At 42.3% G+C, this 17,127-nt stretch carries 13 protein-coding genes; 7 read left to right on the forward strand and 6 right to left on the reverse strand.

The window, feature by feature from the left end; translation table 11 throughout:
• Positions 1-170: 170 nt before the first annotated feature.
• From gcvP to G498_RS15925, 4 genes are all read left to right on the forward strand, one after another.
• Entirely contained in the window at positions 171-3,020 is a 2,850-nt protein-coding gene (gene gcvP, locus G498_RS0112285) for an aminomethyl-transferring glycine dehydrogenase (protein WP_026981421.1), read from the forward strand.
• A gap of 358 nt (positions 3,021-3,378) precedes the next feature.
• Complete coding sequence (locus G498_RS0112295) at positions 3,379-4,437, forward strand: 3-oxoacyl-ACP synthase III family protein (protein WP_026981422.1); 1,059 nt, start codon at positions 3,379-3,381, stop codon at positions 4,435-4,437.
• 129 nt (positions 4,438-4,566) lie between these two features.
• Complete coding sequence (locus G498_RS0112300; protein WP_026981423.1) at positions 4,567-5,040, forward strand: hypothetical protein; 474 nt, start codon at positions 4,567-4,569, stop codon at positions 5,038-5,040.
• 164 nt (positions 5,041-5,204) lie between these two features.
• Positions 5,205-5,399, forward strand: coding sequence for a hypothetical protein (locus G498_RS15925; RefSeq protein WP_205619169.1), 195 nt, complete (start codon positions 5,205-5,207; stop codon positions 5,397-5,399).
• On the opposite strand, the gene G498_RS0112305 is transcribed toward G498_RS15925, so the two are convergent.
• The 3 genes from G498_RS0112305 to G498_RS0112315 all read right to left on the reverse strand — a co-directional run bounded on the left by G498_RS0112305 (position 5,392) and on the right by G498_RS0112315 (position 9,131).
• The gene (locus G498_RS0112305) at positions 5,392-6,858 is read right to left on the reverse strand and encodes a lipopolysaccharide biosynthesis protein (RefSeq protein WP_026981424.1); all 1,467 of its coding nucleotides are present in this window, start codon (positions 6,856-6,858) and stop codon (positions 5,392-5,394) included. The two genes, G498_RS15925 and G498_RS0112305, sit on opposite strands and share 8 nt — an antisense overlap.
• Before the next feature lie 379 nt (positions 6,859-7,237).
• The gene (locus tag G498_RS0112310) at positions 7,238-8,008 is read right to left on the reverse strand and encodes an FkbM family methyltransferase (RefSeq protein WP_240470460.1); all 771 of its coding nucleotides are present in this window, start codon (positions 8,006-8,008) and stop codon (positions 7,238-7,240) included.
• A gap of 4 nt (positions 8,009-8,012) precedes the next feature.
• Positions 8,013-9,131: a glycosyltransferase family protein gene (locus tag G498_RS0112315; protein ID WP_026981426.1), complete on the reverse strand. Its 1,119-nt coding sequence runs from the start codon at positions 9,129-9,131 to the stop codon at positions 8,013-8,015.
• Between the two features lie 60 nt (positions 9,132-9,191).
• Here G498_RS0112315 and G498_RS0112320 point away from each other — a divergent pair, with 60 nt between their 5' ends.
• The 3 genes from G498_RS0112320 (at position 9,192) to G498_RS0112330 (ending at position 11,755) form a co-directional block, all read left to right on the forward strand.
• Positions 9,192-10,040 (forward strand): glycosyltransferase family 2 protein, encoded by an 849-nt coding sequence (locus G498_RS0112320; RefSeq protein WP_026981427.1) that lies wholly within the window; start codon positions 9,192-9,194, stop codon positions 10,038-10,040.
• Between the two features lie 196 nt (positions 10,041-10,236).
• Positions 10,237-10,980, forward strand: coding sequence for an MlaE family ABC transporter permease (locus tag G498_RS0112325; protein ID WP_035744430.1), 744 nt, complete (start codon positions 10,237-10,239; stop codon positions 10,978-10,980).
• 4 nt (positions 10,981-10,984) lie between these two features.
• Complete coding sequence (locus tag G498_RS0112330) at positions 10,985-11,755, forward strand: ABC transporter ATP-binding protein (RefSeq protein ID WP_026981429.1); 771 nt, start codon at positions 10,985-10,987, stop codon at positions 11,753-11,755.
• 45 nt (positions 11,756-11,800) lie between these two features.
• Here G498_RS0112330 and G498_RS0112335 read toward each other — a convergent pair whose 3' ends face one another.
• From G498_RS0112335 to G498_RS0112345, 3 genes are all read right to left on the reverse strand, one after another.
• Positions 11,801-15,238 carry a gliding motility-associated C-terminal domain-containing protein gene (locus G498_RS0112335; protein ID WP_161625342.1) on the reverse strand — a complete coding sequence of 1,146 codons (3,438 nt, stop codon included), beginning with the start codon at positions 15,236-15,238 and terminating at the stop codon, positions 11,801-11,803.
• Between the two features lie 97 nt (positions 15,239-15,335).
• Positions 15,336-16,400, reverse strand: a complete 1,065-nt coding sequence (locus G498_RS0112340; RefSeq protein WP_026981431.1) for a mannose-1-phosphate guanylyltransferase — start codon at positions 16,398-16,400, stop codon at positions 15,336-15,338.
• Between the two features lie 127 nt (positions 16,401-16,527).
• Complete coding sequence (locus G498_RS0112345; RefSeq protein WP_026981432.1) at positions 16,528-17,127, reverse strand: SprT-like domain-containing protein; 600 nt, start codon at positions 17,125-17,127, stop codon at positions 16,528-16,530.

Consider the following 17,127-nt stretch of genomic DNA (forward strand, 5'->3'; position numbering starts at 1 on the left):
TAAGCAATCTGTTAATAAGTTGCCGTTTTGTTTACAAATTCCTCCAAAAATTGACGTTAAAAAACAAGAATATTAACAGATTAATAATTATTTTTGTTCGCTTTTTAAACACAACTTAATCTCGTTTGAGGTTCAGCCCCAAACACTTAAACAAACAGTACAGACAACTGATGAAAACAGATGCATTTGCTTTAAGACACATTGGTCCGAGAGAATCGGATTTGCAACACATGTTCAAAACCATTGGGGTAAAGGACATGGCTCAATTGCTTTACGAAACCTTCCCTGACGGAATTCGTTTAAAACAGGATTTACAATTAGACCCCGCCATGACGGAATATGAGTATTTAACGCATATTACGCAGTTGGGGGCCAAAAATAAAGTATTCAAATCGTACATCGGTTTAGGGTATCACCCTGCCATTGTACCGCCGGTTATTCAGAGAAATATTTTCGAAAACCCGGGATGGTACACGGCATATACTCCGTATCAGGCGGAAATCGCACAGGGCCGTTTAGAGGCTTTGCTGAACTACCAGACTACCATTATCGAATTGACCGGAATGGAAATCGCCAACGCTTCTTTGCTGGACGAAGCAACGGCTGCTGCGGAAGCCATGGCGTTATTGTTCGACGTAAGAACCCGCGACCAGAAGAAAAACAATGTTAACAAATTTTTTGTTTCGGAAGAGATTTTACCCCAAACCCTATCGGTATTACAAACGCGTGCTACGCCACACGGTATCGAATTAGTTGTTGGTAATCACGAAGCGTTTGATTTTTCGGAAGAATTCTTCGGAGCGATCATACAATACCCTGGCAAATACGGACAGGTTTACGATTACGCCGGTTTCATCAACACGGCCAAAGCGAAAGAAATTAAAGTAGCCGTTGCTGCAGATATTTTATCGTTAGTAAAATTAACGCCTCCGGGAGAATTAGGAGCGGATGTAGTAGTAGGAACCACACAACGTTTCGGAATTCCGATGGGTTACGGCGGACCTCACGCTGCTTATTTTGCCACTAAAGACGAATACAAACGCTCCATGCCGGGCAGAATTATCGGGGTTTCTATCGACGCTAACGGTAATCCTGCTTTACGTATGGCCTTAGGCACCCGTGAGCAACACATCAAACGCGAAAAAGCAACGTCTAACATCTGTACCGCTCAGGTATTGTTAGCGGTAATGGCCGGAATGTATGCCGTTTACCACGGACCGAAAGGATTACAGTACATTGCAAATAAAGTACATGCTTCGGCAGTTACGGCTGCTAAAGCGCTTTCTATCATCGGCGTAAATCAGGTTAACACTGCTTTCTTTGACACGCTTTTAGTGAAAGCCGATGCGACTAAAGTAAGAGCGATTGCCGAGAAAAACGAAGTCAACTTCTTCTATCCGAACAACGAGAGCGTTTCCATTTCTTTCAACGAAACGACTTCCCTTTCGGACATCAATACGATTGTGGCGATTTTCGCAGAAGCCGTTGGAAAATCAGCAGTTCATGTTTCTGAATTGGCTACTGAAACTCATTTACCTGAAAAATTAATCCGCACCTCATCGTTTTTGAAACACGAGGTGTTCAACAGCCATCATTCGGAAAGCCAATTGATGCGTTATATCAAAAAATTAGAGCGTAAAGACTTATCCCTGAACCATTCGATGATTTCGTTAGGTTCCTGTACCATGAAACTAAACGCGGCGGCTGAAATGCTACCGTTGTCGATGCCGAACTGGAACAGCATTCACCCGTTTGCTCCGGCGGATCAGGTACAAGGATATTTGACCATGCTTAAAAAATTAGAGCAGCAGTTGACGGTGATTACCGGTTTCAAAGGCACCTCCTTACAGCCTAACTCAGGCGCCCAGGGAGAATATGCCGGTTTAATGGCGATTCGCGCGTACCACATCTCAAGAGGTGAAGGACACCGTAACGTTTGTTTGATACCTTCATCGGCACACGGAACCAATCCGGCTTCTGCAGCGATGGCGGGCATGAAAATCATCGTGACCAAAACGACTCCGGAAGGAAACATCGACGTGGAAGATTTAAGAGCCAGAGCGATTGAGCACAAAGACGATTTGTCTTGTCTGATGGTAACGTACCCTTCTACACACGGGGTTTATGAATCTTCCATTATTGAAATTACGCAAATCATCCACGACAACGGCGGATTGGTATACATGGACGGGGCGAACATGAACGCGCAGGTAGGGTTAACCAACCCGGCTACGATTGGGGCTGATGTTTGTCACTTAAACTTACACAAAACTTTCGCGATTCCTCACGGTGGTGGTGGCCCTGGAGTTGGACCCATCTGTGTGAACGAGAAATTGGTTGACTTCTTACCAACTAACCCTGTTGTGGCTACAGGTGGTAAAAACGCTATTTCGGCTATCTCGGCGGCACCTTACGGTTCGGCTTTGGTATGTTTGATTTCGTACGGTTACATCTGTATGTTAGGTGCTGAAGGCTTGCGTTCTTCTACCGAGCATGCGATTTTGAATGCGAACTACATGAAAGCGCGTTTCGAAGGACACTACCCGATTTTATATTCAGGGGAAATGGGACGTGCGGCTCACGAAATGATTTTGGACTGTCGTGAATTCAAACAAAAAGGCGTGGAAGTGGGCGATATTGCCAAACGTTTAATGGACTACGGATTCCATGCGCCAACGGTTTCTTTCCCAGTGGCTGGAACCTTGATGATTGAACCAACCGAATCGGAAGATTTAGCGGAGTTAGACCGTTTTTGTGATGCGTTGATTGCCATCCGCAAAGAGATTGAAGAATCTTCTGCTGACGATCATAACACCGTGTTACACAATGCACCGCATACATTGGCTATGTTAACGGCTGAGCGTTGGGATTTCCCGTATTCGAGAGAGAAAGCGGCGTTTCCGTTGGAGTATATTGCCGAGAACAAATTCTGGCCAAGCGTTAGACGTATTGACGATGCTTACGGAGACAGAAACTTAGTTTGTTCTTGTGCGCCGATTGAAGCGTATATTGAGAGTTAGTTAACTGTTTACAGTATTAACTATATTACAAAAAGCCCTTTCTGATGAAAGGGCTTTTTTAATTCTTTTCTTTTAACTCAGGTTTACCTTTGAAGCTGGTATGTATAGTTCTGGAATTGTATCAAAAATGTATTTTAAAAACATGCTCACACCAATAATGAGATATAAAGCATAGTCGTATTCTTCTTCCTTTTTATTCTTACCCTTTTCCTTAAACAATTCTCACTCGTTTAAGAAATAAAAACACTTTCAATAATTTTAACTGGGATTTGATCATCATTCACTAAAAATGATGCTTTATCAAACTTTTCACAGCCTTTAGCCGTTTTTATAAGTAACTTAGTAAAAAGTTTATTGTATGAACATCAGAATTACAGGATCTGGAAGTTACATCCCTACTAAAGTGGTGACTAATAAGGATTTTTCGGAACACGTTTTCTTAAACGATGACGGCACGCCTTTCTCTTTGCCTAACGAAGTGATTACCGAGAAGTTTCACGACATTACAGGGATATTGGAGCGCCGTTATGTGACGGATGACTTACTGACTTCCGACATTGGAACGATAGCTGCTAAAAAGGCAATTGCGGATGCTAACATCGATCCTGAAACGTTAGACTATCTCATTTTTGCCCACAACTTCGGGAATGTAAAACATGCAGCTATTCAGACCGATATCCTGCCAAGTTTAGCGACAAGGGTTAAATTCAATTTGCGCATCAAAAACCCGAAATGCGTGGCTTATGACATGCTGTTTGGTTGCCCAGGATGGATCGAAGGCGTGATTCAGGCTCAGGCATTTATTAAAGCAGGTATGGCAAAAAGATGTCTGGTAATCGGGGCAGAAACGTTATCGCGGGTGGTAGATCTGCACGACCGGGATTCCATGATTTATTCGGATGGCGCCGGCGCGACCATTATTGAAGCAACCGGGGAAGCAGGCGGTATTTTAGCTCATGAAACCGCTACGTTTACGTATGACGAAGCGTATTACTTATACTTCGGCAAGTCGTTTAACAAAGAACACGACCCCGATGTGCGCTACATCAAAATGCACGGCAGAAAAATATACGAATTTGCGTTAAGCCAGGTCCCGAAAGCCATGGCAAGCTGTTTGGACAAAAGCGGCTTCGACATCTCAGAAGTAAAAAAAGTTTTAATCCATCAGGCGAATGAAAAGATGGACGAGGCGATTATCCAGCGCTTCTACAAAATTTACAAACAAACCCCGCCGGAAGGAATTATGCCGATGAGCATTCACGAACTGGGCAATTCCAGTGTGGCTACGGTTCCTACGCTATACGATTTAATTGTAAAAGGCAAAATTGCGAACCAATCGATTGCAAAAGGCGATGTGATTTTGTTTGCTTCCGTGGGAAGCGGGATGAACATCAATGCGATCGTGTATCGGGTTTAGTGGGACGTTTTCAGCTGAACGTTTTCAGCAATTAGCTTTGGGGAGATTTTGGCGGAGGGAATTTTATTTTAATTAGTTTACACGCGAATCTGTAAATTAGATGTACTATTTTTATCAAACCTTGAAAAAATGACTAATCAATCAAGCCTTGCAAATCGATTTCGGGAAGTAATTCTAAACGGCATCTGGATTGCAAATACAAATTTCAGGAGGGAATTAAATACTCTGAATTGGGAAATTGCCACAACAAAACTTCAAAATCTCAATACCATAGCTACTCTTGCCCAACACATTCACTATTACATCAAAGGCGTAAAAAATGTATTGCTGGGAGGGCATTTAGAAATCAGTGATAAGTACAGTTTTGACTTCCCGGAAATGAACTCCCAAAAAGAATGGGAAACATTCCTCACTGCCTTTTGGAACGATGCCGAAGAATTTGCAACATTAATTGAAAAAATGCCAGAAAAGAAACTCAGTGAAAATTTCGTTGACGAAAAGTACGGCTCGTATTCCCGAAACATTGACGCCATGATTGAACACAGCTACTATCATTTAGGACAGATTGTGATACTTAAAAAGATACTGGGAAATCAGTCTTAAAAATGCTTTGGCTAATATCGGATTTAAAAAACATTGCTGTTTTAACTCTTAAATGAAAACCCTTCAAAGGTTCGGGCGTATATTTTAAAGCATATTTGTCGCAACGACAGTCAGGCCTTTAAACGTTCACGACCATTGTGCCTAACTCTAAAATTGTATGACAGATGAGAAAAGTAGTTGCCGCAATAGACATGACGCTTAATGGGACTTGCAATCATACGCCCGGTATTCCCGATGAAGAATTGCATCAACATTATGCCGAACTGTTGCTGTTACCACTCTGGTTGTTTGTCCGCTGTACAAGAATTGAGTATCGTTTCGGAAACCTCAGCTCCCGGCAAAATAAAGTCCTTATTTAAACAATGACTTCGGCAGTACCTCTTTCACCGGAATAATGCTGAAAACCCGGTTTCCAAATGCAAAAATCCCAAAAGCGATTAGCGGTTTGTAGCAAAGGGTCACAAATTTATTGTCAAAATCCGGCAGGAAATACCCCACTACCAGAACAACAATCAGCAGTCCTAAAACATAAAAATACTTCGTACTAAAAGGATGCACGCCGAATTTACGGTAGTTGAACACAATTTTAATCAGGTTGTACACCGTAAGCGAAATGGCCGTAGCAATTGCCACACCGATAATTCCCATTTTAAAAATCATCAGGAAAATTAAGTTGTTAACAATCGTTAGCAAGGCCAAAGCAATGGTCGTCGTGTTGTTGAATTTGAAGTATTTGGAATTGCTGATGATGTAACCGTTAAAACCGGTGGCCAAATCGAATAAAAGTGCAAAACCTAGAATGTAAACCACCGGAAGCCCTTTGGCTAACTCGCTGCCGTTTTTCATCAGCATAAACAAGTCTTCGATGCCGGAAGCGACCAATCCAAACAAAACTGCCCCCATAGTGAACAGATAGAAAGACGTTTTCTGATGCAGAACTTTTAAATCACCCATGTTGTGTTCTTCAATGTATTTGGCGATAATCGGGGCGGAAATCGTGTACACGCCCAACGCCGGAACGGTAATCATGCGCACTAAATTCGCGGAAGTGTTGTAAATGGCCAATTGCGAGAAATCGTCAATGAATTCCCCTATCATAAAAGCATCAATATTGAGGGCCACAATCGAACCTAAACTCCCGAAGAAAGTGTAGAACGAGTATTCCATCAGTTCTTTCCGGAAGTTGTTTTCTTTTAAAAAGGCGAAGGAAGTCTTTCCGGTGAAACGATCTAAGCGCTGTACATAGACAAACATTCCGATTAACGCCAGCACGAAGAACAACACGACAATCCAAATCGCAGTAATGGCTTCCACTTTTAAAAAGTAATACGCACCGAAGGCAAATATCAATCCTAATTTCGGAAAAACGTTTTCGAAAATATTGGGAACGACAATGCGTTTTTTAATCGAAATGAAACGGGAAAACAGCTGAATGAGCGCCAGACACAACATCACTGGAAAAATGTATTCCGCAAAAGCATAAAACTGTGTTTCCCGGATTTGTTGGATAAAATAAGACAGCCCCCAAAACAAAACCGTTACGATTACAAAATTCCGGAAGATAAACCAAATGGAATACTTCAACAGATTGTGCTGGTTTTGCGACTGCTCCATTTTCGGATAAAACCGAACGTTGGCGTGCATGATGCCGAAAGTAATCAACGGCAGCACCAACAAAGCCGTAGGCAAAATGTACTGAATCTTCCCGGCAAAAACCAAATCGTGCGGATACAGGAATACGGTTGACAGGATACCTATCAACGTGCTGAAATAGCCTACAATACTGTATTTTAAACTTTGTCTTGCTACTACACTCATAATTTAACCGCAAGGGTCGCAATGGTTTTTCAATTTCTTATCAATTTCAATTTAACCGCAAAGGTCGCAATGGTTCCGCAAAGTACGCAAAGGTTTTTCGATTTATTATCAATTTAATTTAACTGTAAGAGCCGCATTTGTCTTGCTTCTATACTTATAATTTTACCGCAAAGGTCGCTATGGTTTGCACAAAGTACGCAAAGGTTTTTCAATTTCTTATCAATTTCAATTTAACTGTAAGAGCCGCATTTATCTTGTTTCTATACTTATAATTTTACCGCAAGGGTCGCTATGGTTTGCACAAAGTACGCAAAGATTATTTCTTTTCAACCTATCCTTTAGCTTTGCGGACCTAGCGCCTTCTTTGCTAACTTTGCGGTTAAATCCCTTTCGGTATAAAAATAAAGTTATTAATGTACAAATTAAAATCGTTCAGATAATCGTCTTTCTGAAAATCGGCCATTTGGTTGTAATCGAACGGAACGGTTTTAAGCGTTTTTCTGTCGAAGTAAAACACCTCATAGCCAAACCCGATGATGAAATCAAAAATGTCTTTAATCGGGTAATGCGCGTGGCGCAATTCGATTTCGATGATGAAAATCGGCTGAATGGTTTTCAGGATTTCGGCACAACCTTTTATGGTATCGAATTCGTGCCCTTCCACATCGATTTTTACCACATCGATTTTAGACCATTGCTTTTCTTTTGCAAATTCGTCCAGCGCCACCATTTGGATTTCTACTTTTTCTACGTCCTCGCCCATGGCCTCTAGGGAAGCGCGCGTGTCTTGCAAGCTGTTTCCTTTCTTGGGAATGTTCAAGACAGCCGTTCCGGATTGTGAAGAAACCGCTAACGGATAAATTTCAGCTTTCGGAAATAACGGTTTGATATAATTAACCAAGCTTCTATTGGGTTCAAAGCCGATTACTTTTCCGGTGGTGATGACTTTTTCCGCCTGATACAGATAAATGCCTTTGTTGGTACCGATGTCGATAAACACGGAATCCGGTTTCAGAATTTGCTGTAGGTACAACAACTCTGGTTCGCATTTGTAGTTTCCGGTGGACAAGGAATCCAGTGTTTTGTAATAACGCTTTTTGTATAACGACGGCCAGAACTGATAGGCCATTTTGATTAAAAGTTTCAGCATTTTTTTAGGAGTTTACCAACTGTAACAATTGGTTTTCGAGTTTGTTTTTTACGCTTTCAAAAGTATACTGGTTTAAATACGGCTGCAGTTTTTCGTATTCTCCGGCAAGTTGTTCAAAGGTCAGGTGATTCAAAATGGATTCCAAGTCCTGAGCGTTTTCGTAGTACAGGTTGTGCCAGTTCATTTTCGGATACGACGTTGGAAATAAACCGATTTTTCCGTTGTAAATGCAGTCTGCTTCGCTCCCGCTTACTTTGGTTTTACCGTAGATTTCGTCCACTAAATAAAAGGACGTTTCGTTTTTAATCGGACACAACAACAAATGGGCTTTGGCTATCACGCGGCTGTATTCTTCCCACGGGATGAACTGGTGGTAATGGGTAATTTCGATTTGAGCAGAACATTTTTGCTTTAATTCTTCCAGCTGTTGCAGCACCGCATCCGATTCCGGTTTCCCCAAAAAGGTGAAATGCAGTTTGGTTTGCGGCTGTAACTTCGGAAGGATTTCAAACAACGTTCTGATATCTTTGCGCTTATTGGAAACATTGCCCGGCATGACAAGCTGAAGCGTTTCCTCCTTTGGTAACGAGAACGAGTTACAGTAATTAAGCTGTAGCAGTTTGGTTTTGGCTCCGAATGAACTACGGCTATTCACCTCATCCAAAAGACTTTGCGACAGCACACCAAAATTGTCGGCTTGCAAAACTGTTTTTCTTCCTGAAGCTATTTTTTCAAGGCAGTACAACTTTAAAAAATAAGTCAGTCGTTTTCGCTCCGGCCAGATGTTTTTCGCATTTACCGATTGCAGAAACAGGCTGAAATTCAGGTTGTGCAGTACTACAAGGCTTTTCTTTTGCTGAAAAATCATCCGGTACTGCTCAAAATTTCGGTGAAACGTGTTGACTACAACAGCATCGAAACCGGCAAGTTCTTTTTCGATTTCTTTGGGATTGTGCACCACCATCATACAATCGACCGGAATCGCGGTGATTTTGCTTTTCACTTTTGGACTGACGAAGAAATAAAATGCTATCGACGGCATTTCCTTCACAAGCAGATACCATTGCTCCAACAACGCGGAATGCGTTTCGAGTTCGATAAAAGCGATTGTCTTCTTTTCCAAGCCGGTAATTTTTCTAATCCCACAAAAATAAAGATATTTACACACTACTTTTGTACAATTATGAAATATTACATCGTAATTCCGTCGCATAACGAAGAAAAGTTTATTGCTCTGACTCTCGATTCGTTGGTAAAGCAAACTGTTTTGCCTGCGAAAGTGGTGGTCGTGAATGATAATTCTACCGATCGAACGGCTGAAATTGTTCAGGAATTTGCACAGAAATATCCGTGGATTACCTTGACCAATAAAACCTCGGACGCGATTCATTTGCCGGGCAGCAAAGTGATTCAGGCGTTTCAGAAAGGTTTGGAAACGCTGGACGACCATTACGATTTCATAGTAAAAGCCGATGCGGATTTAATTTTTCCGAATAACTATTTCGAAACGATTATCCGTCATTTTAAAAGTGATGAAACCATCGGAATGGCGGGCGGTTTTGCCTACATCGAGAAAAACGGCGACTGGATTTTAGAAAATTTAACCGATAAAGACCACATTCGCGGCGCATTTAAAGCCTACCGAAAAGTGTGTTTTGAACAAATCGGCGGACTGAAACCGGCTATGGGCTGGGATACCGCAGACGAACTGCTTTGCAAATTCTATAACTGGAAAGTGGTTACGGATGCCTCGCTGAAAGTAAAACACTTAAAACCCACCGGAGCGAACTACAACAAAGCCTCGCGTTACAAACAAGGGGAAGCCTTTTACACCTTGGGTTACGGTTTTTTCATCACGGCAATAGCTTCGGTAAAACTGGCAATGCGCAAAGGCAAACCGCTGTTGTTTTTGGATTATCTGAAAGGGTTCTGGAAAGCGCAATCAGAGAAAAAAACGATGCTGGTTACCCCGGAGCAGGCTAAATTTGTGCGGCGTTATCGTTGGAAGAAGATGAAAGAAAAATTGTTTTAAGAACGGAGATTTACAAACCAATCGTAAAAGGGTAAGCCACTTCCGCGTGAGGGATAGCAGCGGCATCCTTTTATGGAGCATCGCGGAATAAAAGATACAGCGGATAGCCCGACCTGAAAGGACACGCCCAAAAAACTCACAGCACATACTACATAACTCATAACTTCTTACTATTTTAGCGGATATTTTTACACGCATGATTCGATATTTATCCCAGATAGGAAAATACTTTTTGATGTTGAAGGAGGTCTTCAACAAACCCACCAAATGGTCGATGATGAAACAGCTCATCATGAAGGAAATTGATGATTTGGTAATTGGTTCGTTAGGCATCGTGGCGTTCATTTCGTTCTTCGTGGGCGGGGTGGTGGCGATTCAGACGGCTCTGAACCTGACCAATCCGTTAATTCCGAGATATCTGATTGGTTTTGCGACGCGTCAGTCGGTTATTCTGGAGTTTGCCCCTACCTTTATTTCCATCATTATGGCGGGTAAAGTGGGGTCGTTTATCACCTCCAGTATCGGAACAATGCGCGTGACCGAACAAATTGACGCGCTGGAAGTGATGGGCGTAAATTCCCTGAACTATTTGGTTTTCCCGAAAATCATAGCCTTAATGCTGTATCCGTTCGTGATTGGTTTATCGATGTTTTTAGGGATTTTAGGCGGTTGGATTGCCGGGGTTTACGGCGGTTTCGCAACCAGTACTGAATTCCAGACCGGACTACAGGTGGAGTTTATTCCGTTTCACGTAACCTATGCGTTTATCAAAACGGTGGTTTTTGCCTTTTTGTTGGCAACCATTCCGTCGTTTCACGGGTATTACATGAAAGGCGGTGCGCTGGAAGTGGGAAAAGCGAGTACGACTTCCTTCGTTTGGACGTCGGTGGCGATTATTTTGATGAATTATATCCTGACACAATTACTGTTAAGCAAATAAGAAGATGATTGAGGTTAAAAATGTAGAAAAATCCTTTGGCGACCAGAAGGTTTTAAAAGGCATTACCACGACTTTCGAAACCGGAAAAACCAATTTAATTATCGGACAATCCGGTTCGGGTAAAACGGTTTTGCTTAAGAGTTTGTTGGGTATTCACACCGTAGACACCGGCATTATTGCTTTTGACGGCCGAATCTATTCCGAAATGAATGCGGATGAAAAAAGGGAACTGCGTACCGAAATCGGGATGGTATTTCAGGGCAGTGCGCTGTTTGACTCGATGACGGTGGAAGAAAATATCGGTTTCCCGCTGAAAATGTTCAGCAACAAAAATGCCAGGGAAATTCAGGAACGGGTAGATTTTGTAATTGACCGCGTAAAACTGATTAACGCCCACAAAAAGAAACCGTCCGAGATTTCCGGAGGAATGCAGAAACGGGTGGCCATTGCCCGGGCGATTGTAAACAACCCACGTTATCTTTTTTGTGACGAACCGAATTCCGGACTGGATCCGAAAACGGCAGTGGTTATAGACAACCTGATTCAGGAGATTACGGAAGAATACAACATTACCACGGTTATCAACACCCACGATATGAACTCGGTAATGGAAATCGGGGAAAAAATCGTGTTCTTAAAAGAAGGTGTTCTGGCCTGGGAAGGCACCAAAAAAGAAATCTTCAAAACCGATAACGAAGCCATTGTGGATTTTGTGTATTCGTCGGAATTGTTTAAAAAGGTACGAAAAGCCCAGAACAAGGCAGATAAATTATAATAAAAAAGGAGTCTAAACGACTCCTTTTTTCATGCTTTAATTTTCTTAATAATTCAGGTACACCCAGCCGGTTTTACTGTCACCGTTTTCAAATTTGATATGGTAGTAATAGGTAGCCGGCGGCAACAATCGTCCTTTAAAGTCCTGACCTTTCCATTCGTTAACATAATTGTCCAATTCGTACACGTTTACTCCGTAACGGTTGAAAATTTTCACATTGACAATCCCTTCCAGACAGGACAAGTCGAATTCATCATTGGAGCCATCATTGTTAGCCGATACGCCTCGTGGAATTCCGCAAGATGTACAGTTTACCGTAACCGGCCCGGTATAAGAGCAGCCTTCAGCAGTAGTTATCGTTAAAGTATACGTTCCGGTCATGCCTCCGGTAACGTTGATTGGATTCGTACTAACGGTAGTACCGTCAGGATATGTCCAGGTATAGGTTACGTCTTCCAAATCTAAATCAGGATTGAGCATTTCTGCCGACAGAATAGTCTGGCTTCCGTCGCAGGTATTGGTCGTTGAAAAGTAGGGCAGTTCACCAACTGTTACCTCAACGGTATCCGGTGCTGATTCACATCCGTTTACTATGGCTATTACGGCATAAGTTCCCTGATTTGCTTCCGTAACATTGGTGATTACCGGGTTTTGCTCGTTGGACGTAAAACCGTTTGGCCCTGTCCATTGGTAAACAGCATCGGGAACTTCGGTAGTGAAAAGTTCTAAGGTTTCGCCTTCGCAAACTAAAGGATTGACATTGGCTTCCGGACTTAACGGAACCGGGCTTATGGTAAAGGTCACGACAGCTTCATCATTAAAATTACACAATCCGTATACGGTATATTTAAAACTGTAAACTCCTGACGGAACATTGGTTGCATTCCAAATATGGTTGATCAGCATACCACTGTCTGATATTTCTTCCCAGATTCCGTTGACAGCATAATTCCCTGACAGATAATTGAACAGGTTGACGCTGTTAGGATTGCCGCAAAAAAGAGTAGTGCTTCCGGTTCCGGCTTCGGGATTGCTCAAATCACCTGAAATGGTAAAATCCAGCACAGTATTTAAGCAGGAATCCGGATCACTCGGATTGGTTATGCGCACATGATACACACCAAAATGGACGGCCGCATTAAACGGATTGAAATTTAATGTGCTGGTGGTGCTCAGGATGGTTGATGTAGCGTTGTCTTTCCACCACTCATAACTTAAAAACGGAAAATTAGGCACAAACAACGAACCGGGTTGTCCGTCGCATAAATTATTGGGCTGGATGGTAAAACTTACCGGTGAACTGATATCATACACCCTATTTAGAATGTTCCCGCAGGCATCTTCAATCTGAAAATTGTACACGCCCTGCCCCAACCCTGAAAACAAGGCTGAATTTCCGTTATCTACGGCAAAAGGCAGACCGTCTTTGGTGGTAATGCGATAAAGTAGCGGAATGAAACCTTCTGCCTCTACAATCACATCAAAAAGACTGTTGGAACAGGAATAACTGTAAATGTTACGGATTTTTGGCCCAACGGTATATTCGAATTCTTTCAGCACGTCTTCACACCGAATCTGATCAATATCACCGCCTGACGGATAAACGTCATAAACGTGCACCACTCTGAACTTACCATAATAGGCTAAAGTTGCATTGTTAAAAGAATTCTGTAACTCTAATGAATTTAAACTATTCGCCGGCAACCCATCGGTAAAACCTGTTTGCGGATGTCCCCAGGTACCATTTGTAGCATTGTATTTTTGTAATCGGTATTCCCGGTGACTTGATACGGCTATATTTGACACGTGATTTAAATACACACTAAAAGAACTGCAGTGTTCTGTAACATTAACTGTATTTTCAGTTACTATATATCCCTGAATATTTACCGCATCTATTCTGGTACGACCACAAATATCTACCGAGCGTATAACATAGATGCCGGACGGCAAGGAATTCATGGAGAAAAACTTCGGATCGTTGTTAATGTTTGCACTTGCGTCATACGGCAACGGTTGACCAAAAGCCGCAGGAGCAGACAAAATAGTTACAGACTGAAACGCGAATGTCATTTGCATTTGCAGTGACCCGGTTCCTACCGCACAACCCGGCAACAGATTGGTACTTAAAGGCAGGGAGAGCGGTACGGTCGTTATGGATTTTGTCGCTGTTCGCCCGCAATTGTCTGTAATCTTAATCACATAGGTTCCTTCCGGATAAGGGGTAGTAGCATTATAATAATCGGCCTGTGCAAAAAAAGGTCCGGGGTGAAGCGCATTATACTGCAGCGGATTAAATCCCGCTGGTGCCGATAAAAATTCGACGGTAAAACTTACCGGATCCGTGACTCTGATTGACATATATTTTCCACAGTCTATCACATGTTCGGTTATGGTAAAGGTTAAAGGAATTTCGCCAACAGTATGATTTTGGGTTAGGGTTCGTCCGCAGGCATCGGTAATTTGAATTACGTATGTACCATCCGGATAATTAGAAGTACTGGTATATTCCACTGCCTCCGTAAAAGGACCGGGATGATTGGCATTATAGTTTACAGGGTTAAATCCTGCCGGTGCAGAAAGAAAGCTAATGGTAAACGGTGCAACAAAATCAACAGGCGCAATTGTCATTTTTCTAACACAATCTTCCTTTAACGATTCTGAAACCCAAAGTCCTAATTGCTTGTGAATTAAATTATTATTTTGTTGGTAAACATTACCGCAAGCATCGGTTATCGAAAAATTATAGGTATACGGCTGATCATAAAAAAATGGTATTTGCAAACCAAGCTGACTAGTAATCGGATTGCCATTTGCAAAGGTTTGATTGACTATAATCGGCGCACCGGAAGGCGGAAAAACAGTACACTGCACCTGCAGCGGGTAAGCAATAATGTTTTGTAACGTTGTGGTTCCGCTCTCAATTACGGCGGTAATACCTATAGTAGAACAGGTAAAATTTCCGGAATCGAGACTGATAAAATTAATATTAGGATTGGACGATTCTACTGTCACGTCTCTTACAATTCCATCCCCACAGGTATTAAAAACCCGTACCTGATACAACCCTGCCACTAAACCCGTAAATACATTGGAGGCTTGAAGCGGCATAGTCATCGGGCCGGCTATGATTTCATAATTCACGGCAGTTCCCTGAGTTACAGTCACAGTAATTTTACCATCATTCCCACAAATAACCCTTTGACTTGTAAGACTGTACAGAAAAGGCGCTATCTGGTTCACAATCGTAACATCCTGCTGTTGCGTATTGGACTGTGCTCCTAAAGACTGTGTAGCAACTACTCTATAATTCCCGGCAACAAGTCCTGTGACACTGGCACTTCCCGTTATAGCGATTGGTGTGGTCACATCAGGCAGATGATAAATCGTATATACAATTGAGGCCCCAGGCGTTGTATTGGAAACCGTAAAAGCAAGCATTCCATTACCACTACAAGTCTCGCCGGTAGGGGTTACCTGCAAGGTAAAATTGTTTAATTGACCAAAGGTGAAATTAGAAACTAAAAAAAATAAAAAAGCAAGCAGGCTTTGTTTCATTACAATTATAGATTACGGTAAATTATTTCATTTCATTAGCTATTGCAGTAATCCTTTTTATCTCCTGCTCCTTCCCTTTCGGATAGATTAACAGCACGTCGTCTTTATCGACAATTATAAAATCCTGAAGGCCATCTACCACCACCAGTTTCTTGCCTTCTGTACGAATTATATTATTAGATGCATTTTCCAGTATAACGGTTGCGTTAACCACAGCATTATCCTGTTCGTCTTTCGGCAGTTTGTCGTATAAAGAGCCCCAGGTTCCCAAATCGTTCCAGTCGAAAGTGGCGGGCAAAACGTATACATTCTGCGCTTTTTCCAGAATGGCATAGTCTACAGAAATGTTTTCGGCTTTACGATAATTTTCTTTTATAAATGCTTTCTCGTCGGGAGTATTTAACGCCTTATATCCATCCATAAATTGTGAATACATCGCGGGATTGTAATGTTCAAAAGCTTTTAAAACTGATTGTACGCTCCATACGAATATTCCGGCATTCCATAAAAAGTTACGGCTCTGGATAAATTTTCTGGCGGTGGCATAATCCGGTTTTTCACGGAACTGCACCACTTTTTTAATCGGACGGGAATCCAGTTTGTCGTATTCGATATACCCGTAACCCGTATTGGGAAAAGTCGGTAAAATCCCCAACGTCATGAGTGTATCTTCTCTTTCGCAAAAATCGAAAGCGCGTTGCAGATTCGCGCAAAACTGTACCTCGTCTTCTATCCAGTGGTCGCTTGGAGCCACCACTATTAAGGCATCGGGGTTTTCTTTTTTGATTTTCAGGGATGCGTATAAAATACAAGGGGCGGTGTTGCGCATTGCCGGCTCCAAAACAATTTGCTCTTGCTTTACGGAAGGCAGTTGTTCCAGAATCAAATCGTTGTATACTTCATTGGTAAGAATTAAGATATTCTCTTTCGGAATCAGTTGCGACAATCGGCTGAACGTTTTTTGAATCAAGGTTTCCCCGGTTCCCAACATATCGTGAAACTGTTTTGGAAAATCAGCGGTACTTACAGGCCAGAATCGGGAACCTACCCCGCCGGCCATTACTATGGCGTAATAATTCTTGTTCATTTTTCTAATGGTTGCGCAACCGGGTTACCGCATTGCTAAAGTTATTCTTTTCTGATACAATTCTGATTTGTGATTGAGTAAACATCCGATACGGCTTAGTAAAGACTATTACAGGATAATGTTTAAATTAGGCCGGCAACAATTCCACTTCTGCATTGGGGTTAAAGAGGTAAATTCTTCCGGAATTCACTTCTATACACTCATACCGCTTGGTCCGAAGAGCTATCTTCTTGAAGATCTTCCCGTTGTGAATACGAAAAGTACTACCGTACGGAATCTCAAAGATATAATTTTTATCGCTAACCGGGTCAAATTGTTTTAGCGCCAAAGATAAGGTTGCATCGGTGTCGCTGCTTGCTTTCGGATTTCTGAAATGGCGTGCCAGCAAAGGCAAAAGCTGCGCCGGAAAAATCTCCGGACGGATAAACGGCACCATCAACCGCTGAAACGTGAGTTTCCACTCGTCGCCGTGGGGTTTAATCATTCTGCCGTATTTTTCAAAAGCGACCAAATGGGCTATTTCGTGAATTAAGGTAATCAGAAAACGGTACTTGTTCAAACTGGCATTCACCGTAATCTGATGAAAACCGTCGGGATGTCTTCGGTAATCGCCGTGACGGGTAACGCGCTCGTTGACAATCTTCAAATGCACGTTATTAGCTTTGATGAGTTCAAAACAAGGCGGAACGGCGTGTTCGGGCAAATATTTCAGCAATACCTCACTCAT

It is taken from the genome of Flavobacterium suncheonense GH29-5 = DSM 17707 (genome assembly GCF_000430025.1).
GTDB lineage: Bacteria > Bacteroidota > Bacteroidia > Flavobacteriales > Flavobacteriaceae > Flavobacterium > Flavobacterium suncheonense.